Here is a 22,141-nt window from a genome sequence, read left to right as displayed (position 1 = left end):
CGTGTTTCTGTGCGCGAATCGCGTTTATGCGTGGTCCGGGACCCCCGCGAACCGCGACGCGAGCCCGCTCACCCGACCGGCGATGTCGGAGGCCTCCGGCAGGATGCTCCCGTGACCTCCTGGCGCGACCTCCTCCCCGGGGGCGAGCCGGCCGCCTATGAGCCGCTCGCCCTCGGCGTCGAGCTGCGCCAGCGCGAGGCCTACGACCCCGCTCGGTGGGAGGCGCGGGCAGTCGTGCCGGTGACCCCGCGCATGCTCGCGCGCCGCCAAGACGACCTGCAGCTCGTCGCGCGTCCCCTCGTGCGAGGCGCGCGTGAGGCGTGGATCCGAGCGGATGCCACGTGGGACGCCGTCCGTCGATCCACCGCCCGCTTCGACCCCGCGCAGGTGCGGTGGTTCGCCGAGCTCCACGCCCTCGCCCAGGCTCTCCGGACCGCCGGACCGTTCGCTCCCTCCGGCGACACGATCGCCCTCGACGCCGTCGACTCGCCTCTGCTGTGGCCGCACCTGGCCGCGGCCGAGGGGCTCGGCATCCGGATCGTCCCGATGCACGCGCAGCAGACGGTGCGCCTCGCGCGCACGGCGACGGCGCGGGTGGCGCTCGACGCGGTCGGCGGGGGAGCGCTGCGCGTCTCGGCCGATCTCGAGATCGACGGGTGTCCCGTGGATGCCGCGCACGCCCGCGCCGTGGGCACGACGGGGATCTTCGCGTTCGAGGTCGACCGCGACCCTGTGCCGATCGTCCTGGCGGCCGTCGACCTTCCGTCGCCGCTCCCCGCGCTGATCGGCGGCAGGGTCGTCGATGTCGTCGCCGCCGAAGCGACGGAGTTCGTGGCCGAGATGTATCCGCGCCTCGCCCTCCGCGCTCCGCTCTCGGTCGGCGCCGGAGTGCCGCCCCCGCCGCCGGCGCGTCCGACGCTGACCGTGGAGGTCTCGTACCTCGACGACGACGCCGTGCAGTACCGGCTCGACTGGGTGTATCCGGGCGGCTTCCGAACCGTGTACGACGACCAGAGCGACCACGTCGAGCGCGATGCGCGCGCCGAGGCGCAGATCGGCGAGCGGTTCGAGACGGCGTGGATCGCGGCATCCGACCTGCCCCTGATGCCGAAGGCTCTCCTGCGCGACGCGGACGCCGCGGTCTTCGGGTCCCGCGTGCTGCCCGCTCTTGACGTGCTCGACGAGGTGCGCGTGCGCACTCGGGGCACGCAGCCGACCTTCCGTGAGCTGCGGGGGGATCCGTCCCTGCGGATCACCGCGGTGGAGTCTCTCGACCGCGACTGGCTCGACCTCGGCATCGTCGTGACGATCGACGGCCGTCTCATCCCCTTCGGCGTGCTCTTCAGCGCCCTGTCGCGGGGTCGCACGCGGATCAAGCTGTCGGACGGCGCCTGGTTCTCGCTCGCGCACCCGGCTCTGCAGAGGCTTCGCGAGCTGCTCGAGGAGGCCGCGGCGCTCGACGAGTGGGAGACCGGACCGCGCCTGCCCCGCACGCACCTCGCCCTGTGGGCCGAGTTCGAAGACCTCGCCGACCAGTCCGAGGCGGCGGTCGAGTGGCGGCAGCTGGCACGAGCGCTCCGCGACATCGCCGACGTGCCGCGAGTGTCCACGCCGCCCGGCTTCCGAGCGGAGTTGCGCCCGTACCAGCGCGAGGGGCTGTCGTGGCTCGCGCTCCTGCACGCCCACCGGCTCGGCGGCATCCTGGCCGACGACATGGGCCTCGGAAAGACGCTGCAGCTGCTCGCGGTCATCGCCCACAGCCGCACCCTCGGCGACGCTCGACCGTGGCTCGTCGTCGCGCCGACGTCGGTGCTGCCGACCTGGCGCGACGAGGCCGCACGTTTCGCCCCGGGCCTGCGGGTCGCGGTCGTCGAAGCGACCGCGGTGCGCCGCGAGAGGTCCATCGCCGAGATCGCGGGCGACGTCGACCTCGTCGTCGCGTCCTACGGCGTCGTGCGGACGGATGCCGACGAGTTCGCCGCACCGCACTGGTCGGGGGTGGTGCTCGACGAGGCGCAGTTCGTGAAGAACCCGGCGACGCGTATCCATCGCGCGATCGCCGCCCTGCGCTCCGACGCGGTGTTCGCGGCCACCGGCACCCCGATCGAGAACGGGCTCGATGATCTGTGGGCCCTCCTCGCGCTGACGGCTCCGGGGCTGTTCCCCTCGATCCGTCAGTTCCGCGAGGATTACACGCGCGCGATCGAGCAGCTACCGTCGGATGCGCCCACCGCCCTGTCTGCCGCGGCCGCGGGGGAGCACCGCGAGAAGACCCTCGAGCGTCTCCGGCGCCGGGTGCGGCCGTTCCTCCTCCGGCGCACGAAGGACGTGGTGGCATCCGATCTCCCGCCGAAGCAGGAGCAGGAGATCGCCGTACCCCTCGGCCCGGCGCACCGCGCGGTGTACGACCGGGTGCTGCAGCGCGAGCGTCAGAAAGTACTCGGGCTGCTCGACGACCTCGACCGCCAGCGCTTCATCGTGTTCCGTTCACTGACCCTGCTGCGCATGCTCGCGCTAGCCCCCGGTCTCGTCGACGAACGTGACGCGCACCTGGGGTCGGCGAAGCTCGACGTGCTGCTCGAGCGTCTCGTCGAGGTCGCCGCGGAGGGACACCGCGCCCTCGTCTTCAGCCAGTTCACGTCGTTCCTCGACATGGCGGCCGAGAGATTGGATGCCGCCGGCCTCGCCTACGCCCACCTCGACGGCAGCACCGCCCGGCGCGGTGACGTGGTGGCGGGCTTCCGCACGGGGGAGGCGCCGGTGTTCCTGATCAGCCTCAAGGCCGGCGGTTTCGGGCTGACCCTGACCGAGGCCGAGTACGTCTTCGTGCTCGACCCGTGGTGGAACCCCGCGGCCGAGGCGCAGGCGATCGACCGCGCGCACCGCATCGGCCAGGACAAGAGCGTGTTCGTCTATCGGCTGATCGCGGCCGGCACGATCGAAGAGAAGGTGCTCGCCCTCCAGCGCCGCAAGGCCGCACTGTTCGACACGGTCATCGACGAGGGCGAGGCGTTCGCCGCTTCCCTGGACGCGGCCGACATCCGAGGGCTGCTGGGGCCATGACCCTGAAACGTTCTTACGAGTCGGGCGCGGGAACCACCGCGCGACACCGATCCACGGTGTGAGAGGGTTCTCGCGTGCTCTCCCCTCAATCGCTCAGCGAGAACGATCGCCGACTCGTGGCGGCCTGGGCGGCCGACTGCGCGGAGCGTGTGCTGCCCCTGTTCGAAGCGGAAGCTCCGCTCGACGACCGCGCTCGTGACGGTATCCGGCGAGCGCGCGCCTTCTCGCAGGGCGAGCTCGACGCGGCGGGGGAGATCCGCCGACGTTTCGTGGCCGGACGCGCATCCCAGTCCGCGACGACCCCGGCGGGCAAGGCCGCCGCGTGGGCGGCCGGGCAAGCGGCGGGCGTCGCGCACATGGGCGCTCACGCCCTCGGCGCCGCGGCATTCGCGGCGAAGGCCGCCGAACTCGCCGACCCCCGCCGCGGTGGGGCTGCCGAACTCGCCTGGCAGGTCGCCCACCTGGACACCGCGACGGCAGAGGCGCTGTCGCTGCTTCCGCTGCTCGGAAAGGACTCTTCCGGCCCCCTGGGAACCGGGCTTCTCGCGTCAGGGGTCCTAGGGGAGAACATCCGCTTCCTGCAGGCGGCGCTCGCGCGCCGCTGACCGGCGATCGATCCGCGGCGGCGAGTCCGCGGCATCCATTGGTCGCTCGAACCGCCGCGACTCCCCACGGCCTTCCAGCCGGCCCCGCGTAGACTCGTCAGGTTCCGTCCACGACACAGGAGCGACATGAGAATCACCGGCCTCGGCCACGCGGGAATGTTCATCGAGACGGCGGGCGGCAGCATCCTCTGCGACCCCGTCATCGGTCCGAGCTTCTTCGGCTCGTGGTTCCCGTTCCCCGACAACCGCGCGCTCGACTGGGAGCGGTTCGGCAAGGCGGACTTCCTCTACATCTCGCACCGCCACCGCGACCACTTCGACCCGGCGATGCTCGAGCGCTACGTGCCGAAGGACGTCAAGGTGCTCCTCCCCGAGTACCCGACCGACGACCTCGAGCAGGATCTCATCGCCCTCGGCTACACGAACCTCGTGCGCACCGAGGCGGGCGTTCCCCTGCAGTTCGGTGACCTGAAGCTCATGGTGACGCCGCTGCGCGCTCCCTCCGACGGCCCCATCGGCGACTCGTCGCTCTCGCTCGACGACGGCACGGCCTCCATCCTCAACCAGAACGACTCGCACCCTCTGGATCTGGAGAAGTTGTTCGACTTCGGCAAGCCCGACGCGTACTTCACCCAGGTCTCGGGCGCGATCTGGTGGCCCATGGTCTACGACCTGCCGCAGGACGCCAAGCAGAACTTCGCGCAGCTCAAGCGCGATGCGCAGAACAAGCGCGCGATGTACTACATCGAGAAGGTGGATGCCGAGCACGTCTTCCCCATGGCCGGTCCGCCGATGTTCCTGCGCGAGGAGCTGTTCCGCTACAACGGCACGGGCCTCGAGAACGACTCGATCTTCACCGATCAGCGCGAGTTCCTCGCGCACATGAAGGAGCAGCGCCCCGGCCAGAAGGGCTACCTGTTCCTCCCAGGCACCGAGGTCGAGGTGCAGGGCTCCGACGTGACCGTGACGCAGACCCTGTACACGGATGCCGAGATCGAGCGCGTGTTCGGTGACAAGTGGAACTACCTCGCCGAGCAGCGCGACAGCCGTCAGGCCGAGATCCAGGCGGAAGAGGCATCCCGTGCCGAGATCATCCCGCCAGCCGAGATGCTCGCGGCCCTGAAGGAGTGGTGGGAGCCGCTGCTGCGTCGCGCCCGGACGATCCGCAACGGCGTGGGCGGGATGGTGCGCTTCCGCATCGGCGAGCTCGACATGGTCGTGGACTTCCCGAAGGCGAAGCTGCGCGAGTACGCGGGGGAGGAGTGCATCTACTGGTACACGATCCCCGCCGACCTCGTGTCGACGAACATCCGCGATCACGAGATCGACTGGTCGAACTCGATCTTCCTGTCGATGCAGTTCGAGGTGGGCCGATCGGGCAAGTTCAACGAGTTCCTCACGACGTTCCTCAAGTGCCTCTCGCGCGACCGCATCGAGTACGTCGAGAACTGGTACGCCGAGCAGAGCGACCAGACCGAGGATGCCGAGATCGACGGCTGGACCGTCCAGCGCCGGTGCCCGCACCTGCGCGCCGACCTCACCAAGACCGGCAAGATCGAGGACGGCGTGCTGACGTGCTCGCTGCACGACTGGAAGTGGGACCTCGCGACGGGCCGGTGCCTGACGACCACCGGGCACCCGATCCGTTCGACGCCGAGTGGCGAGCGCCGCGCCGCGGAGGTCGCCGCGGGCTGAGTTCCCGGCATCCGGACCCCGCTCGTCGCACTTCGTCGATCGAGCGACGCCCCCGTGGGTCCGGCGACGCATAAACGCTCTCCGCGCGCAGAAACACGTGCACACGGCGTTTATGGTCGCGAACAGCGTTTATGCGTGGCATCCGGATGCCGAACCGAGCACCCGCCACACACCGGATCCATGCAACGCCCGGGCACCCACCCGCTAAGCTGGACGACGAACCACAGCAACCTTTAACCCCGTCCCGTGAGGCGGAGAAGGGAGCAGCGGATGAATACGCGCACCGTCATGCACGATGCCGACATCGCCCGCGCTTTGACGCGCATCTCGCACGAGATCCTGGAGTCCAACAAGGGACCGGAAGGACTCGTCCTCCTCGGCATCCCGACCCGCGGCGTCACGCTCGCGAACCGGATCGGCCCGCTGGTCAGTGAATTCGGGGGAGCGCCCGTTCCGGTCGGCTCGCTCGACGTGACGATGTACCGCGACGATCTGCACCGCAACCCCACGCGGGCACCGCGCAAGACCGAGATCCCCGCGGGCGGCATCGACGGCAAGACCGTCGTGCTGGTCGACGACGTGCTGTTCTCGGGTCGCAGCATCCGCGCCGCCCTCGACGCCCTGCAGGACATCGGGCGCCCCGCCGCCGTGCGCCTCGCGACCCTCATCGACCGCGGCCACCGCGAGCTGCCGATCCGCCCCGACTTCGTGGGCAAGAACCTCCCCAGTTCCCGCGACGAGCGCGTGAACGTCCGCCTCGCCGAGACGGACGGCGTCGAAGAGGTGACGATCGAATCATGAGGCACCTCCTCGACACCCAGCACCTCTCGCGAGCCGAGGCCATCGAGATTCTCGACGTCGCAGAGGACATGGCCGACACCCAGCGCCGTGAGGTCAAGAAGCTCCCGACGCTGCGCGGCAAGACGGTGGTCAACCTCTTCTTCGAGGACTCCACCCGCACGCGCATCTCGTTCGAGGCCGCCGCCAAGCGCCTCTCCGCCGACGTCATCAACTTCTCGGCGAAGGGCTCGAGCGTCAGCAAGGGCGAGTCGCTGCAGGACACCGCGCAGACCCTTCAGGCGATGGGGGCGGATGCCGTCGTCATCCGCCACGGAGCCTCCGGCGCCCCGCGCACCCTCGCCACCAGCGGCTGGATCACCGCGGGCGTCGTCAACGCGGGAGACGGCACGCACGAGCATCCGACGCAGGCGCTGCTCGACGCCTTCACGATCCGCAAGCGCCTGTTCGGCGACGACAGCCGCGGCCGCGGGCTCGACGGCATCCGGGTCACGATCGTCGGCGACGTGCTGCACTCGCGCGTCGCGCGGTCGAATGTGTGGCTGCTGCACACGCTCGGTGCGCACGTGACACTGGTCGCCCCGCCGACCCTCGTGCCGCAGGACGTCAGCGGCTGGCCCATCGAGGTCGACTACGACCTCGATCACGCGATCGCCGCGGGTCCCGACGCGCTCATGATGCTCCGCATCCAGCTCGAGCGCATGTCGGCCGCGTATTTCCCCACTGAACGGGAGTATTCGCGCCGCTACGGCCTCGATGCGCGACGCCTGGCAGCGCTGCCGCCCGATAGCATTGTCATGCATCCCGGTCCGATGAACCGGGGTCTGGAGATCTCCGCCGAAGCCGCCGATTCGCCTCGCTCGACGGTGCTCGAGCAGGTCACGAACGGCGTCTCCGTGCGGATGGCCGTGCTGTACCTGCTGCTCGCGGGCGAACGGCCCCACACCGAGAAAGAGGACCTTCGATGAGCCACGCCACCCCCCAGACCCTTCTGGTCCGCGGCGCTCGCGTCGAGGGTCAGGATGCCACCGACCTCCTCGTCCACGACGGGGTCATCGCCGAGACGGGCACCGGCCTGTCGCACGCGGGCGCCACGGTCGTCGACGCCGACGGGCTCATCGCCCTGCCCGGCCTGGTCGACCTGCACGTGCACCTGCGCGAGCCCGGGTTCGAGGCATCCGAGACCGTCCTCACCGGATCCCGCGCCGCGGCGGCCGGCGGTTTCACCACCGTCTTCGCGATGCCCAACACCTCGCCGACCGCCGACACCGCCGGTGTGGTCGAGCAGGAGTTCGCCCTCGGCGAGGCCGCGGGGTACGTCCACGTGCAGCCGATCGGCGCCGTCACCGTCGGACAGAAGGGCGAGCGTCTCGCCGAGCTCGGCGCGATGGCCGACTCGCGCGCCCGGGTGCGCGTGTTCAGCGACGACGGCTTCTGCGTGTTCGACCCGCTCATCATGCGGCGAGCGCTCGAGTACGTGAAGGCGTTCGACGGCGTCATCGCCCAGCACGCGCAGGACCCGCGCCTCACCGAGGGCGCGCAGATGAACGAGGGCGCCGTCTCGGCGGAGCTGGGCCTCACCGGCTGGCCGGCCGTCGCCGAGGAGTCGATCATCGCGCGCGACGTTCTGCTGGCCGAGCACGTGGGCTCTCGCCTGCACGTGTGCCACCTGAGCACCGCCGGGTCGGTCGACATCATCCGCTGGGCCAAGAAGCGCGGCGTGAACGTCACCGCCGAGGTGACCCCGCATCACCTGCTGCTGACCGACGAACTCGTGCGCGACTACGACGCGCGCTACAAGGTCAACCCGCCGCTGCGCCGCGAAGAAGACGTGATGGCCGTGCGCGAGGGTCTCGCCGACGGCACGATCGACATCGTCGCCACCGATCACGCCCCGCACCCCGCCGAGGCGAAGGCGTGCGAGTGGTCGGCTGCGGCGAACGGCATGGTGGGCCTCGAGAGCGCTCTCCGGGTCGTGCAGCAGGCGATGGTCGACACGGGCCTGCTCGGCTGGGACGACGTCGCCCGCGTGATGTCGAAGGCCCCGGCGCGGATCGGCCGTCTGGACGGACACGGCACACCCCTCGCCGCCGGACAGCCGGCCTCGTTCACCCTGTACGACCCGCGCCCCTCACGCGCGTTCTCGGTGACCGACCTGCGCGGTCGCAGCAAGAACTCGCCGTACCTCGGCCGGGAACTGCCGGGAGAGGTGCGCTGGACCGTGCGTTCCGGCATCCCGACCGTCGCCGACGGTGCGCTGCTCGAGACGCCCGGGGTCCTCGCGTGACCCGCGAGGGCGCCCTCCTCGTGATGGCAGGCGTGGCCGTGGTCGCGCTCGGTGTCCTCGCGTGGGCGTGGTGGCGACGAACGCGGCGCGATGCGCGCTACTCCGCCCCGGTGGGGGAGCTGCCCGCGGACGCCGTCGAGACGGCGGTGTTCCCGGGGCTCTACGTCGCCACGACCCGTCACGACGAGCCGCTCGAGCGTCTCGCGGTCAAGGGTCTCGGCTTCCGCTCCCGCGTCGACGTCACCGTCACGACGGCCGGCGTCGCCCTCGACCTCCCGGGCCAGCCTCGCATCGCGCTCACCCGCGACCGCCTCGTGGATGCCGCCCAGGCCACCGTCGCGATCGACCGCGTGGTCGAGCGCAACGGCCTGACCCGCGTCGCCTGGCGCATCGACGACGACACCGTCGTCGACACCTACCTCCGACCTCAGGATGCCTCGGCGAAAGCCCTCGCCGACGCCATCCGTCCGCTGATCACCACAACAGGAAGCGACGCATGACCGCCCTGATCCCTTCCGCGCGCCTGACGCGCGACCCCGCCGTCCTGGTCCTCGAAGACGGCACCCGCTACACCGGCCGCGCCTACGGTGCGCGCGGCGAGACCCTCGGCGAGGTCGTCTTCGCCACCGGCATGACCGGGTACCAGGAGACGATCACCGACCCCTCGTACGCGGGTCAGATCGTCCTGCAGACCGCCCCCCACATCGGCAACACCGGCGTCAACGACGAAGATCCCGAGTCGCGGCGCATCTGGGTCGCCGGCTACGTCGTGCGCGACCCCTCGCGCATGGTGTCGAACTGGCGCGCGAACCGTTCCCTCGACGAGGCGCTCGTCGAGGACGGCATCGTCGGCATCTCCGGCATCGACACCCGCGCCGTCACCCGCCGCATCCGCTCCTCGGGCAGCATGCGCGGCGGCGTCTTCTCGGGGGAGGCGGCGAACCTGGATGCCGAGGAGCAGCTGCGTCGCGTCCGCGAGGCACCCGGGATGGCCGGCCGCAACCTGTCCGCCGAGGTCTCGGTGTCCGAGGTCGAGGTGACCCCGGCCACGGCCGAGCGCATCGGCAACCTCGCCGTCCTCGACCTGGGTGTGAAGAAGTCCACGATCGACAACCTCGCCGCCCGTGGCTTCGACGTGCACGTCTTCCCGCAGTCGGCGACGATCGACGAGATCCGCGCGATCGAACCGGTCGCGGCTTTCTACTCGAACGGACCCGGCGACCCCGCGGCATCCGATCAGCACGTCGAACTGCTGCGCGAGGTGCTGAGCGACGGACTGCCGTTCTTCGGCATCTGCTTCGGCAACCAGCTGCTGGGCCGTGCCCTCGGCTTCGGCACGTACAAGCTGCCGTTCGGCCACCGCGGCATCAACCAGCCCGTGCTCGACAAGACCACCGGCCGCGTCGAGATCACTTCGCAGAACCACGGCTTCGCGGTCGACGCGCCCCTCGACCAGGTCGTCGACAGCCCCCACGGCTTCGGCCGCGTCGAGGTGAGCCACATCGGCCTCAACGACAACGTCGTCGAGGGACTGCGCGCCCTCGACATCCCCGCGTTCAGCGTGCAGTACCACCCCGAGGCAGCCTCGGGTCCGCACGACGCCAACTACCTGTTCGACCGCTTCCGCGAGATGGTTCTCGCCACCCAGGAGAAGAACAATGCCTAAGCGCGACGACATCACCTCCGTCCTCGTCATCGGCTCCGGCCCGATCGTCATCGGTCAGGCCTGCGAGTTCGACTACTCCGGCACCCAGGCCTGCCGCGTGCTCCGCGAAGAGGGGGTGCGCGTCATCCTCGTCAACTCCAACCCGGCGACGATCATGACCGACCCCGACTTCGCCGACGCGACCTACATCGAACCGATCACCCCCGAGGTCATCGAGTCGATCATCGCCAAGGAGAAGCCGGATGCCGTGCTTCCGACGCTCGGCGGACAGACGGCGCTCAACGCGGCCATTCAGCTGCACAAGCGCGGCATCCTCGAGAAGTACGACGTCGAGCTCATCGGCGCCGACTTCGACGCGATCAACCGCGGTGAGGACCGCCAGATCTTCAAGGAGCTCGTCATCGAGGCGGGCGCCGACGTCGCGGCATCCGTCATCTGCCACTCCATGGACGAACTGCTCGCCGGCGCCGAGAAGCTCGGCTATCCGCTGGTCGTCCGTCCCTCCTTCACGATGGGTGGGCTCGGCTCGGGCTTCGCGTACGACGAGGCCGACCTCCGCCGCATCGGCGGCGCGGGCCTGCACGACTCGCCCACCAACGAGGTGCTGCTCGAGGAGTCGATCCTCGGGTGGAAGGAGTACGAGCTCGAGCTCATGCGCGACACCGCCGACAACACGGTCGTCGTCTGCTCGATCGAAAACGTCGACCCCGTCGGCGTGCACACGGGCGACTCGATCACCGTGGCTCCCGCGCTGACGCTGACCGACCGCGAGTACCAGCGCCTGCGCGACATCGGCATCGACATCATCCGCGCCGTCGGCGTCGACACCGGCGGCTGCAACATCCAGTTCGCCGTCGACCCGAAGACGGGCCGCATCATCGTCATCGAGATGAACCCCCGCGTGTCGCGGTCCTCGGCGCTCGCGTCGAAGGCCACGGGCTTCCCGATCGCGAAGATCGCCGCGAAGCTCGCGATCGGCTACCGCCTCGACGAGATCCCGAACGACATCACCAAGGTCACCCCGGCGAGCTTCGAGCCCACGCTCGACTACGTCGTGGTCAAGGTGCCGCGGTTCAACTTCGAGAAGTTCCCCGCCGCCGACACCACCCTCACCACGACCATGAAGTCGGTCGGCGAGGCCATGGCGATCGGCCGCAACTACACCACGGCCCTGCAGAAGGCACTGCGCTCGCTCGAGAAGCGCGGCTCGAGCTTCCACTGGGGCGAGGAGTCGCGGACGGCCTCCGAGCTGCTCGAGATCGCGAAGACCCCGACCGACGGGCGCATCGTCGTGCTGCAGCAGGCGCTGCGCAAGGGCGCGACGCCCGAGCAGGCGTTCGACGCGACGGCCATCGACCCGTGGTTCATCGACCAGATGGTGCTGATCAACGAGGTCGCGGAGTTCATCGGCGCAGCCGACGAGCTGGATGCCGACACCCTGCGCGTCGCGAAGGAGCACGGCTTCAGCGACGCCCAGATCGCCGAGATCCGCGGTCTCGACGAGTCCGCCGTGCGCGAGGCGCGGTACGCGCTCGACGTGCGCCCGGTGTACAAGACGGTCGACACGTGCGCGGGGGAGTTCCCGGCCCTCACGCCGTACCACTACTCCTCGTACGACGCCGAGACCGAGGTCACCCTCTCCGACCGCACCAAGGTCGTCATCATCGGCTCGGGCCCGAACCGCATCGGCCAGGGCGTCGAGTTCGACTACTCGTGCGTGCACGCGTCGTTCGCGCTGTCGGACGCCGGGTACGAGACCGTCATGGTCAACTGCAACCCCGAGACCGTGTCGACCGACTACGACACCTCCGACCGCCTGTACTTCGAGCCGCTGACGCTCGAGGACGTGCTCGAGGTGCTCCACGCCGAGTCGCAGTCCGGCACGATCCTCGGCGTCGTCTGCCAGCTCGGCGGTCAGACGCCGCTGGGCCTGGCGAAGGGCATCGAGGCCGCCGGGTACACGATCCTCGGCACGAGCCCCGAGGCGATCGACCTGGCCGAGGAGCGCGAGCTGTTCTCGCGCCTGCTCGACGACGCCGGCCTCGTCGCGCCCCGCAACGGCACCGCGATCGACGTCGAGGGTGCGGTCACCGTGGCCGAGGAGATCGGCTACCCGGTGCTCGTGCGCCCGAGCTTCGTGCTCGGCGGCCGCGGCATGGAGATCGTCTACTCGACCGAGGCGCTGCGCGACTACTTCGTGCGCGTCGCCGACCAGGCGATCATCGGCCCCGGCCTGCCGCTGCTCGTGGACCGCTTCCTCGACGATGCGATCGAGCTCGACGTCGACGCGCTGTACGACGGCACCGACCTCTACATCGGCGGTGTCATGGAGCACCTCGAGGAGGCCGGCATCCACTCCGGCGACTCGTCCTGCACCCTCCCGCCGGTGTCGCTCGGTCGCACCGAGGTCGACCGCGTCCGCGAGGCGACCCTCGCGATCGCGAAGGGCGTCGGCGTCCGGGGCCTGCTGAACGTGCAGTTCGCGATCTCGGCCGGCGTGCTCTACGTCATCGAGGCGAACCCCCGCGCGAGCCGCACGGTGCCGTTCGTCTCCAAGGCGCTCGGCATCCCGCTCGCCAAGGCCGCCAGCCGCATCATGGCCGGCAGCACCATCGCGGAACTCATCGCCGAGGGTCTCCTGCCCGAGCAGGACGGCTCGCGCGTGCCGCTCGACGCCCCCGTCGCCGTCAAGGAGGCCGTGCTGCCGTTCAAGCGGTTCCGCACCGCCGACGGGCACACCGTCGACAGCGTGCTCGGACCCGAGATGCGCTCCACCGGCGAGGTCATGGGCATCGACCGCGACTTCCCGACCGCCTTCGCGAAGTCGCAGGAGGCCGCGTACGGCGGCATGCCGACCTCGGGGACCGTGTTCATCTCGGTCGCCGACGCCGACAAGCGCGCCGTGATCCTGCCCGCCCACCGGCTGCAGGAGCTCGGCTTCTCGCTGCTCGCGACCGAGGGCACGGCCGAGATCCTCGCCCGCAACGGCATCCGTGTGCAGGTCGTCGAGAAGTACTCCGAGACGCAGGGGTCGGACCAGCAGAACGTCGTCGACCTCATCAACGCGGGGGAGATCGACATGATCGTCAACACCCCCAGCGGTGGCACGGCCCGCGCCGACGGATACGAGATCCGCGCCGCCGCCGTCGCCGCCGACAAGGCGCTGTTCACCACGATGGCGGTGCTCGGCGCCGCGGTGAGCGCTCTCGGTGCGATGAAGGACGGCTTCGGGGTGCGCAGCCTCCAGGAGTACGCGACCGACCGCGCGGGTCGCCTGTGAGCGAGTCGTTCGGTCAGCGGCTCAGCGCCGCTCTGTCGACCCACGGCGCCCTGTGCGTCGGCATCGACCCGCACGCCGCGCTCCTGTCGGCGTGGGGGCTGGATGCCACGGCATCCGGTGCCCGCGACTTCGGCCTGCGGGTGGTCGAGGCCGCCCGCGGCCGGGTCGGGGTCGTGAAGCCGCAGGTGGCGTTCTACGAGCGCTACGGCTCGCGCGGTTTCGCCGCGCTCGAAGACGTGATGGCCGCCGCCCGTGACGCGGGTCTGCTGGTCATCGCCGACGCGAAGCGCGGCGACATCGGCACGACCATGGAGGGCTACGCCCACGCGTGGCTCGAGCCCGGTTCGCCCCTCGAAGCGGATGCCGTGACCCTGTCGCCCTACATGGGCGCCGACTCGCTGCGCGACACGCTGTCGCTGGCGATCCGTCACGGCAAGGGCGCCTTCGTCCTGACCGCGACCAGCAATCCCGAGGCGCGCGCCCTTCAGAGCGCGATCGTCGACGACGCCCTCGCCGTGGGCGACCACGAACACGTCGCCGCGCGCGTCGCGCATGACGTGAACGAAGCGAACATCGGCGCACCCGGTGCCCTCGGTTCGATCGGCGTCGTGGTCGGAGCGACGGTCGACCGGATCGCCTTCGGTCTGGGCGACGTGGCACTGGCGGGGATGCCGATCCTGGCCCCCGGCTTCGGCGCACAGGGCGCTCAACCGGCCGACCTCGGCCGGCTGTTCGGGTACGTCGCGTCGGCGGTCGTCGCGAATGAGAGCCGCAGCGTCCTCGCGGTGGGACCGGATCGACTCGCCGCCCGCATCGAGGAGCGCGCCGCGCTGTATCAGGGGGTGTCCCGTGGCTGAGTCCCGTCGACCGCCCGAGGTGGATCGCGCCGCGGCCTCTCGCCGCGCGGTCGCCGCCCGTCGCGAGCGGGCAGCACTCAAGCGCGACGTGTCGACGCGCGTCATCAGCCCGCAGGAGCTGCTTCGGCGCGGTCTCGAAGACCCGTCGTCGGCTGCGGGCGCGATGCGCGTGACCGAGTTCCTGACCGCGATCCCCGCGATCGGCGAGAACAAGCGCGACCGCATCCTCGACTCGCTCGGCATCTCACCGGTCAAGCGCCTCGGCGGGCTGGGGTCGCGCCAGCGTGATGCGCTCCGCGACTACCTCGACAGCCGGTGGCCCGAACCTGGCCCTCGCGCCGGCCGGAGTCGGTTGATCGTGCTGGCCGGTCCCACGGCCGTGGGCAAAGGAACCGTCGCGGCGTACATCAAGGACCACCACCCCGAGATCCACCTGTCCGTGTCGGCCACCACCCGGGCTCCCCGTCCCGGAGAGGTCGAGGGCGAGCACTACTACTTCGTCGACGACGCCGAGTTCGACCGTCTGGTCGACGAAGACGCGCTGCTCGAGTGGGCAACCGTCCACAACCGCCACCGTTACGGCACGCCGCGTGAGCCCATCGAGCGTGTGCTGGCCGCGGGCGGAACGGCCCTGCTCGAGATCGATCTGCAGGGCGCGCGTCAGGTGCGCGCCGCCGAACCGTCGGCGACGCTCGTCTTCCTGCTCCCGCCGAGCTGGGACGAACTCGTCCAGCGCCTCGTCGGACGAGGGACCGAGGATGCCGAAGAGCGAGCGCGGCGACTGCGCACGGCGCGCGTCGAGCTGGCGGCGCAGAACGAGTTCGACTACCGCGTCGTGAACGACGACGTCGCCCGCGCGGCCGCCGAGGTCGTGGCTCTCGCCGCGCGGCGCTGACGCGGCCGGCGGCGTGCGGCGTGCTCCGCGGTTTGGGGCGCGTTTTCTCGTTTGGGGCGCGGAATTCTGCGCCCCGAACCGAGAATCCCGCCCCAAACGCCGCCAACGCGACGCCTTCGCGCGGTCTGCGCGGGCGTCGGATAGAATGACAGGATGCTTCGGCGCGTCGCGCGCCGCATCCACCCATCCCGCCGAACCAGGAGGTTCCCCATGGCCGGACGTAACCAGGGCATCATCGACCCGCCCATCGACGCGCTGCTCGACAAGGTCGACTCGAAGTACCAGCTCGTGATCTACGCGTCCAAGCGAGCGCGCCAGATCAACGACTACTACTCCGACCTGCACGAGGGAAACCTCTTCGACAACGTCGGCCCGCTCGTCGACTCCACGGTCGAAGACAAGCCACTCACGATCGCGCTGCACGAGATCCACGAAGACAAGCTGCGCCTGCGCGCGGCGGAGTAATCCATAGTCACAGCTCACACGTGATCTGTTCACAGATGTGACGATGCCCCGGGCGGCTCACCGCCGCCCGGGGCATACTTGTGCCCGTTCCCCTCGCTCGCCCCACTCGCTCACCCCGCTCGCTCACCCCGCTCGCTCACCCCACGGAGTCGTCTTGACCGACCTGCGCCTGTTCACGTCCGAGTCCGTCACCGAAGGACACCCCGACAAGATCTGCGACCAGATCTCGGACAGCATCCTCGATGCGATCCTCACCGACGACCCGACCGGCCGCGTCGCGGTAGAGACCCTCGTCACGACGGGGCTCGTCCACGTCGCCGGCGAGGTGTCGACCAGCGCCTACGTCGAGATCCCGGCGATCGTGCGCGACGTGGTCAACCGCATCGGGTACACCTCCAGCGAGACCGGGTTCGACGGCGATTCGTGCGGCGTGTCCATCTCGATCGGGGCGCAGTCCTCCGACATCGCCGCCGGCGTCAACAAGGCCTTCGAGCAGCGCGAGCGCGGTTCCGTCGACCCTCGCGATCTCCAGGGGGCGGGCGACCAGGGCATCATGTTCGGCTTCGCGACCAACGAGACACCGCAGCTCATGCCGATGGCGGCGTGGACCGCACACCGCATCGCCGAGCGCCTGGCATCCGTCCGCAAGAACGGAACGCTGCCCTTCCTGCGCCCCGACGGCAAGACGCAGGTGACGCTGGGATACGACGGCCACACCCCGCGCACCGTCGACTCCGTCGTGCTGTCGACCCAGCATCACCCCGACATCTCGCAGGAAGACCTGCGGGCGCAGGTCCAGGCCGAGGTCATCGACCCGGTGCTCGCCGAGACGGGGCTCGAGCTGCCCGACGTGAAGTACTACATCAACCCGGCGGGTCCCTTCGTGATCGGCGGACCCAAGGGCGATGCCGGGCTCACCGGCCGCAAGATCATCATCGACACCTACGGCGGAGCCTCGCGTCACGGTGGCGGCGCGTTCAGCGGCAAAGACCCGTCCAAGGTCGACCGTTCGGCCGCCTACGCCATGCGGTGGGTCGCGAAGAACGCCGTCGCGGCAGGTCTCGCCGACCGCCTCGAGGTGCAGATCGCCTACGCGATCGGCAAGGCGAACCCCGTGGGTCTGTATGTGGAGTCGTTCGGCACCGCTCACGTGGCCGATGAGGTGATCGTCCGCGCGATCCGCGACGTGTTCGACCTGCGTCCGAAGGCCATCGTCGAGCAGCTCGACCTGCTGCGACCGATCTACGCGCAGACGGCGACGTACGGCCACTTCGGCCGCGAGCTGCCCGACTTCACCTGGGAGCGCACCGACCGCGTCGACGAGCTGCGCGCCGCCGCCGGGCTCTGACCGTGCCGGCGGGCGTCACGAACGCGCCACGGGGGAGCGGCGTCGACTGTACCCGGCGGGTGCACTCGTGAGCGAGCGTCGCGTCGCACGCGTGCAGCTCGAGTCTCCCGTGCCGCAGCTCGACCGCCTGTTCGACTACGCGGTGCCCCACCCGCTCGTGGCGGATATCGCCCCGGGCGTGCGGGTGAAAGTGCCGTTGCGCTCGGCCGGACGGATGATGGACGCATTCGTCGTCGACGTCGTGGCCGACGACGGCACCGAGCGGCCGCTGTCTTCCGTCGAGGCCGTCGTCTCGCCGATGCCCGTGCTCCCGGAGCGCCTCTACACGCTCGCCCGGCGCGTGGCCGACCGCGCCGCCGGGTCGGTGAGCGATGTGCTGCGACTCGCCGTCCCCAAACGGATGGTCCGTGCCGAGAAGGCCTGGGCCGCCTCTCCACCCCCCGAGACTCCCGACGTCGTCCCGGCCGCACGGGAGCGGTCGGCCGTCCTGCTGCGGCCCTACCCGGGGCTCGCCGACGCTCTCGACAGCGGCGAGCGCCTCGCGCTCGACGCGCCGCCGTACCCGCACCCCGAGCTGCCGCGGGGCGTTTGGGCAGACCTCCTCGCCGCCGCGGCGGTCCACACTCTCGCGCGGGGCAGGAGCGCCGTCCTCGTCGTGCCCGACTACCGCGACCAGGCGCAGCTGCTCGCGGCGCTGAGCGAGCTGGTGACTCCGGATGCCATCGTCCGAGACGACGCGGATCAGTCCGGCCCCGCCCGCTACGCGCAGTATCTGCGCACCCTGGCACCCGTGCCGTGCATCGTGGTGGGCCGTCGTTCCGGCGTCTACGCTCCCGCGCACGACACCGGCCTCGTGGCCATCTGGGACGACGGCGACTCGCTCCTGTCGGAGCCGCTCGCCCCCGGCGTCCATGCCCGCGACGCCGCTCTCGTGCGCCAAGAGCTCGAGGGGTCGGCCCTCGTCTTCGCCGGGCACACGCGCACGACCGACGTCCAACGTCTCGTCGACGTCGGGTACGTGCGCGAGATCGCCCCCTCTCGGCGTGCGAGCCCTCGCGTCGTGCTGAGCGCCACGCGCGAAGGAGAGCAGCGTCAGGCGCGCGTGCCGTCGTCGGCGTTCGCGGCCGCGCGCGAGGCGTTGCAGAGCGGTCCGGTGCTCGTGCAGGTCGCACGGCCCGGGTACGCTCCGTCCCTGGTGTGCGCGGACTGCCGTCGTCCCGCCCGCTGTCAGCACTGTGCGGGACCCTTGCGAGCCGCTCGGCCCGGTGCCGTCCCCGTGTGCGCGTGGTGTGGCCGCAGCGCGCACGCCTGGACGTGCGGACATTGCCACTCGACGAAGCTCCGCATGGCGTCGTCGGGCAGCGAGCGCACCGCCGACGAACTGGGGCGCGCGTTCCCGAACACCCGCGTGATCATCGCCGACGGCGCCCACCCGGTCGCCGAGGTCGACGGCCATCCCGCCCTGGTCATCGCCACCCGCGGAGCCGAGCCGATCGCTCGCGGAGGCTATCGCGCCGTCATCCTGCTCGACGGCGACCGCATGCTCCAGAACGAAGCCCTCCGCATCGGCGAGAGCTGCCTCCGCTGGTGGTCGAACGCCGCAGCCCTGGCCGCACCGGGAGCACCGGTGCACCTGGTCGGAGTGGCCGGCCCGGTCGCCCGCGCGTTGGCGACGTGGACGCAGCCCGCTTACGCCCGTGCCGAGCTTGCGGACCGGGTACCGCTCAGGATGCCTCCCGCCGTCCGTGTCGCGAGCGTCGACGGACACGCCCGGAACGTCGACACTCTCTTGTCGTCGCTGCGCGAAACGGTGCCCGATCTCGACCCGCTCGCGATCCTGGGTCCGGTGGACACATCGGAATCGCCCGACGTGTCGACCTCTCGCGCGCTGGTGCGCTTCGACTACGCGCACGGCAAGGCCGTGGCCGAGGCGTTACGCGCCGGCGTCATCGCCGATGCCCTCCGCGCTCGCAGCTCGCGCAAAGATCGCGGACCGAAACAGCGCAGTACGCTCAGAGTTCGCCTCGACATCCCCGAGCCCGACCTCTGAGCGGCGTGCCACCCCGTCCGTCCGCTCCCGAGAGTCTGAGGAGACCCATGCGCCTCGTCTTCGCCGGCACCCCCGCCGTCGCCGTTCCCTCACTGCGAGCCCTGGCATCCGGCCCGCACGAGATCGCGGCCGTCGTCACCCGCGGCGACGCTCCCCTCGGACGCAAGCGCGTGTTGACACCGTCGCCCGTCGCACAGGCGGCCGTCGACCTCGGCCTCCCCGTCATCAAGGCCGACCGCCTCGACGCCGAGGCGACCGAGCGCATCGCCGCGCTCGAGCCGGAGCTGGGTGTGATCGTCGCGTACGGCGGGCTCGTGTGCGAGCCGCTGCTGTCGACCCCGGCGCGCGGGTGGATCAACCTGCACTTCTCGCTCCTGCCGCGGTGGCGAGGAGCCGCGCCGGTGCAGCGCGCGCTCATCGCGGGCGACACGGTGACCGGAGCCAGCGTGTTCCAGCTCGTCGCCGCTCTCGACGCCGGCGACGTCTTCGCCGAGGAGCGCTACGAGATCCCCGTCGACGCGACGGCGGCCGAGGTGCTCGACGACCTGGCCGGAATCGGCGCTCCGCTGCTCGCCCGCGTGGTCGGCGCCATCGCCGACGGCACGGCCGTCAGCACCCCGCAACAGGGCGAGCCGACCCTCGCCCCCAAGCTCACGCTCGACGACGGTGCGCTCGATTTCACACAGGATGCCGATGTCCTCCTGCATCGGATCGCCGGGGTCACGCCTGAGCCGGGCGCGCACACCACCCTCGACGGCGCGCGTTTCAAAGTGCTGCGCGCCGTGAGCACCGATGACCCGCCCCTTCCGCCCGGCCGGGTCACGGCATCCGGCAAGGACGTGATCGTCGGAACCGGATCCCGCCCGCTCCGCCTCGTCACCGTCCAGCCGGCGGGTAAAGGGGCGATGGCGGCGGGCGACTGGTTCCGCGGTCTGCGCACGAGCGAGCCGGTGCTGGGCGCATGAGCGTGCAGGGAGCGCGCGCCGTCGCGTACGAGGTTCTCCGAGCGGTCTCGGGGGACGAGGCGTACGCGAACCTGTTGCTGCCGCACGCCATTGTGCGGGCGAACCTGGATGCCAAAGACGCGGGCCTCGCGACCGAACTGACCTACGGCACCCTCCGGCGGCGGGGGACCTACGACGCGATCATCGCCCTCGCCGCCGACCGCAGCGTCGAACGCATCGATCCCGCCGTGCTCGACGCCCTGCGACTCGGCGTGCACCAGCTGCTGTCGACGCGCGTCGCCTCGCACGCCGCCGTGAACGAGTCGGTGGAGCTGGCGCGTCGCCACGGGGGAGGAAAGGGCGCCGCAGGATTCGCCAATGCCGTGCTGCGGCGCGTCTCGCGCGATACCCCGGGCGAGTGGATGGACCGCATCGCCGCGGCTGCGCGCAGCGACGACGAGCGCATCGGTGTCACCACCTCGCACCCGGTCTGGATCGTCCGGGCCCTGCGTCGCGCGCTCACGGCCGAGGGCCGCGCCGACGAGCTCGCCGAGCTGCTCGATGCCGACAACGTCGCTCCGCGGGTGGCGATGGTCGCGCTCCCCGGTCTCGCCGAGGCCCCCGACGACGCCACGGCCGCGCGTTTCGCCCCGACCGCGTTTACGACGCACGGCGGGGGAGACCCCGAGGGTCTCATCCGCGCGAGCGAGGGACGGATCCGGGTGCAGGACGAGGGCTCCCAGCTTGCGGCGCTCGCGCTGAGCAGAGCGATGCCGGTGCGCGAAGGTGAGCGCTGGCTCGACCTCTGCGCCGGCCCCGGTGGGAAGACCGCCCTGCTCGCGGCGGAAGCGCTCGCGCACGGGGCGCAGCTCGATGCGAACGAGATCGCGCCCGCGCGGGCCGGATTGGTCCGGCAGGCCGTGGCATCCGTCCCTCTCGACGTGACGGTCAGCGAAGAAGACGGACGGGAGCGCGCCGCGCGAAGTCCCGAGCAGTACGACCGCATCCTCGTCGACGCGCCGTGCACGGGCATCGGTGCGCTCCGACGTCGGCCGGAGGCGCGGTGGCGCAAGGTCCCATCCGACGTCCCCGACCTGACCGCGCTGCAGCAGGAACTCGTCCTGGCCGCGTTCGAGGCGCTCAAACCCGGCGGTGTCGTGGCGTACGTGACGTGTTCGCCCCATCTCGCCGAAACCTCCGGGGTTCTCGCCGAGGTCAAGCGCACCCTCGGAGACGCGGCCGAAGAACTCGATGCCCGGGCCGTCGTGCGTTCGGTGGCGCTGCGCGAGATCGACCTGCCCGACCAGGCGGACGGCTCGCTCCGCGCGCAGCTGTGGCCCCACCGGCACGGAACGGACGCGATGTCGATCGCGCTCCTTCGCAAGCGTTGACGTCCTCTCCGGGCGGCGCGCACACATAATGGTCGGGTGCCTACCGACGCCCCGCGCATCAATCCGAGCATCCTGGCCGCCGACTTCGTGAACATGGAGGCCGAGCTCGCGCGCATCGCGGGCGCCGACTTCGTGCACGTCGACGTGATGGACAACCACTTCGTGCCGAACCTCACGTTCGGGCCGCAGATGGTGGGGCGCATCCAGGAGACGAGCCCGGTCCCGCTCGACGTGCACCTCATGATCGACGACCCCGATCGGTGGGCACCCGCCTACGCCGAGCTGGGGGCGGCCTCGGTGACGTTCCACCTCGAGGCAGCGGCATCCCCGATCACCCTCGCCCGGCAGCTGCGGTCGATCGGCGCGCGAGCCGGTGTCGGCGTGAAGCCCGGCACACCCGTCGAGAACCTGTTCGACTCGCTGAACGAGTTCGATCAGATCCTCGTCATGACCGTCGAGCCCGGGTTCGGTGGCCAGTCGTTCATGCCCGAGACCATGCCGAAGCTGCGTGCCCTCGCCGACGAGGCGAAGCGCCGCGGATCGAACGTGTGGCTCCAGGTCGACGGCGGCATCGGCGAGTCGACGATCGCCCAGGCCGCCGAGGCGGGCGCCGACACGTTCGTCGCGGGATCCGCCGTCTTCGGCGCCGACGATCCCGACCGGGCGATCCAGTCGCTCCGCGCCGCTGCGGCGCGCCATCGCCACTGACTCGCGCCGCTCGTTCCGCCGGTGCGGGTCCTGTCTCTTATACACAATTGACGCTGCCGACACAGAGGGCAGGTTACAACCAGGTGGGG

17 protein-coding genes are annotated in these 22,141 nt (G+C 70.8%); all 17 read left to right on the top strand.

What is annotated here, in order from left to right; all coding sequences use genetic code 11:
* Positions 1-111 precede the first annotated feature (111 nt).
* Positions 112-3,063, top strand: a complete 2,952-nt coding sequence (locus NS283_RS13010) for a DEAD/DEAH box helicase (RefSeq protein WP_058597293.1) — start codon at positions 112-114, stop codon at positions 3,061-3,063.
* 74 nt (positions 3,064-3,137) lie between these two features.
* On the top strand, positions 3,138-3,668 hold the full coding sequence (locus tag NS283_RS13005) for a putative immunity protein (protein WP_058597292.1): 531 nt from the start codon (positions 3,138-3,140) through the stop codon (positions 3,666-3,668).
* A gap of 126 nt (positions 3,669-3,794) precedes the next feature.
* Positions 3,795-5,363 carry an MBL fold metallo-hydrolase gene (locus NS283_RS13000; protein WP_058597291.1) on the top strand — a complete coding sequence of 523 codons (1,569 nt, stop codon included), beginning with the start codon at positions 3,795-3,797 and terminating at the stop codon, positions 5,361-5,363.
* Between the two features lie 270 nt (positions 5,364-5,633).
* Complete coding sequence (gene pyrR, locus NS283_RS12995) at positions 5,634-6,164, top strand: bifunctional pyr operon transcriptional regulator/uracil phosphoribosyltransferase PyrR (RefSeq protein ID WP_058597290.1); 531 nt, start codon at positions 5,634-5,636, stop codon at positions 6,162-6,164.
* On the top strand, positions 6,161-7,129 hold the full coding sequence (locus NS283_RS12990) for an aspartate carbamoyltransferase catalytic subunit (protein WP_058597289.1): 969 nt from the start codon (positions 6,161-6,163) through the stop codon (positions 7,127-7,129). Before pyrR ends, NS283_RS12990 begins: the two co-directional genes overlap by 4 nt.
* Complete coding sequence (locus NS283_RS12985) at positions 7,126-8,448, top strand: dihydroorotase (protein WP_058597288.1); 1,323 nt, start codon at positions 7,126-7,128, stop codon at positions 8,446-8,448. Before NS283_RS12990 ends, NS283_RS12985 begins: the two co-directional genes overlap by 4 nt.
* Entirely contained in the window at positions 8,445-8,948 is a 504-nt protein-coding gene (locus NS283_RS12980) for a PH-like domain-containing protein (RefSeq protein ID WP_058597287.1), read from the top strand. The genes NS283_RS12985 and NS283_RS12980 overlap by 4 nt, the downstream gene beginning before the upstream one ends.
* Positions 8,945-10,114, top strand: a complete 1,170-nt coding sequence (gene carA / locus NS283_RS12975; RefSeq protein ID WP_058597286.1) for a glutamine-hydrolyzing carbamoyl-phosphate synthase small subunit — start codon at positions 8,945-8,947, stop codon at positions 10,112-10,114. The genes NS283_RS12980 and carA overlap by 4 nt, the downstream gene beginning before the upstream one ends.
* The gene (gene carB, locus NS283_RS12970; RefSeq protein ID WP_058597285.1) at positions 10,107-13,394 is read left to right on the top strand and encodes a carbamoyl-phosphate synthase large subunit; all 3,288 of its coding nucleotides are present in this window, start codon (positions 10,107-10,109) and stop codon (positions 13,392-13,394) included. The genes carA and carB overlap by 8 nt, the downstream gene beginning before the upstream one ends.
* Complete coding sequence (pyrF, locus tag NS283_RS12965) at positions 13,391-14,251, top strand: orotidine-5'-phosphate decarboxylase (protein ID WP_058597284.1); 861 nt, start codon at positions 13,391-13,393, stop codon at positions 14,249-14,251. The genes carB and pyrF overlap by 4 nt, the downstream gene beginning before the upstream one ends.
* Positions 14,244-15,146, top strand: a complete 903-nt coding sequence (gene gmk / locus NS283_RS12960; protein ID WP_058597283.1) for a guanylate kinase — start codon at positions 14,244-14,246, stop codon at positions 15,144-15,146. The genes pyrF and gmk overlap by 8 nt, the downstream gene beginning before the upstream one ends.
* A 210-nt stretch (positions 15,147-15,356) precedes the next feature.
* Entirely contained in the window at positions 15,357-15,611 is a 255-nt protein-coding gene (gene rpoZ, locus NS283_RS12955) for a DNA-directed RNA polymerase subunit omega (RefSeq protein WP_013586629.1), read from the top strand.
* 154 nt (positions 15,612-15,765) lie between these two features.
* Positions 15,766-16,959, top strand: coding sequence for a methionine adenosyltransferase (gene metK, locus NS283_RS12950; RefSeq protein WP_058597282.1), 1,194 nt, complete (start codon positions 15,766-15,768; stop codon positions 16,957-16,959).
* Between the two features lie 67 nt (positions 16,960-17,026).
* Positions 17,027-19,009: a hypothetical protein gene (locus tag NS283_RS12945; RefSeq protein ID WP_058597281.1), complete on the top strand. Its 1,983-nt coding sequence runs from the start codon at positions 17,027-17,029 to the stop codon at positions 19,007-19,009.
* A 47-nt stretch (positions 19,010-19,056) separates the two neighbouring features.
* Positions 19,057-19,974, top strand: coding sequence for a methionyl-tRNA formyltransferase (gene fmt / locus NS283_RS12940; RefSeq protein WP_058597280.1), 918 nt, complete (start codon positions 19,057-19,059; stop codon positions 19,972-19,974).
* Entirely contained in the window at positions 19,971-21,344 is a 1,374-nt protein-coding gene (locus NS283_RS12935) for an RsmB/NOP family class I SAM-dependent RNA methyltransferase (protein WP_058597279.1), read from the top strand. The genes fmt and NS283_RS12935 overlap by 4 nt, the downstream gene beginning before the upstream one ends.
* Before the next feature lie 36 nt (positions 21,345-21,380).
* Entirely contained in the window at positions 21,381-22,052 is a 672-nt protein-coding gene (rpe, locus tag NS283_RS12930) for a ribulose-phosphate 3-epimerase (protein WP_058597278.1), read from the top strand.
* The last annotated feature ends 89 nt before the right edge of the window (positions 22,053-22,141 follow it).

The organism is Microbacterium testaceum (assembly GCF_001476285.1).
In the GTDB taxonomy this organism is placed as follows: domain Bacteria; phylum Actinomycetota; class Actinomycetes; order Actinomycetales; family Microbacteriaceae; genus Microbacterium; species Microbacterium testaceum_B.
This window is presented reverse-complemented; position numbering and strand designations above follow the sequence as displayed.

Excerpts from the sequence above, each read along its gene's own strand:
- NS283_RS12985 (WP_058597288.1), top strand. The coding sequence starts at position 7,126 with ATGAGCCACGCCACCCCCCAGACCCTTCTGGTCCGCGGCGCTCGCGTC.
- NS283_RS12935 (WP_058597279.1), top strand. The coding sequence starts at position 19,971 with ATGAGCGTGCAGGGAGCGCGCGCCGTCGCGTACGAGGTTCTCCGAGCG.
- NS283_RS13000 (WP_058597291.1), top strand. The coding sequence starts at position 3,795 with ATGAGAATCACCGGCCTCGGCCACGCGGGAATGTTCATCGAGACGGCG.
- rpoZ (WP_013586629.1), top strand. The coding sequence starts at position 15,357 with ATGGCCGGACGTAACCAGGGCATCATCGACCCGCCCATCGACGCGCTG.
- carA (WP_058597286.1), top strand. The coding sequence starts at position 8,945 with ATGACCGCCCTGATCCCTTCCGCGCGCCTGACGCGCGACCCCGCCGTC.
- pyrR (WP_058597290.1), top strand. The coding sequence starts at position 5,634 with ATGAATACGCGCACCGTCATGCACGATGCCGACATCGCCCGCGCTTTG.
- NS283_RS12990 (WP_058597289.1), top strand. The coding sequence starts at position 6,161 with ATGAGGCACCTCCTCGACACCCAGCACCTCTCGCGAGCCGAGGCCATC.
- carB (WP_058597285.1), top strand. The coding sequence starts at position 10,107 with ATGCCTAAGCGCGACGACATCACCTCCGTCCTCGTCATCGGCTCCGGC.
- fmt (WP_058597280.1), top strand. The coding sequence starts at position 19,057 with ATGCGCCTCGTCTTCGCCGGCACCCCCGCCGTCGCCGTTCCCTCACTG.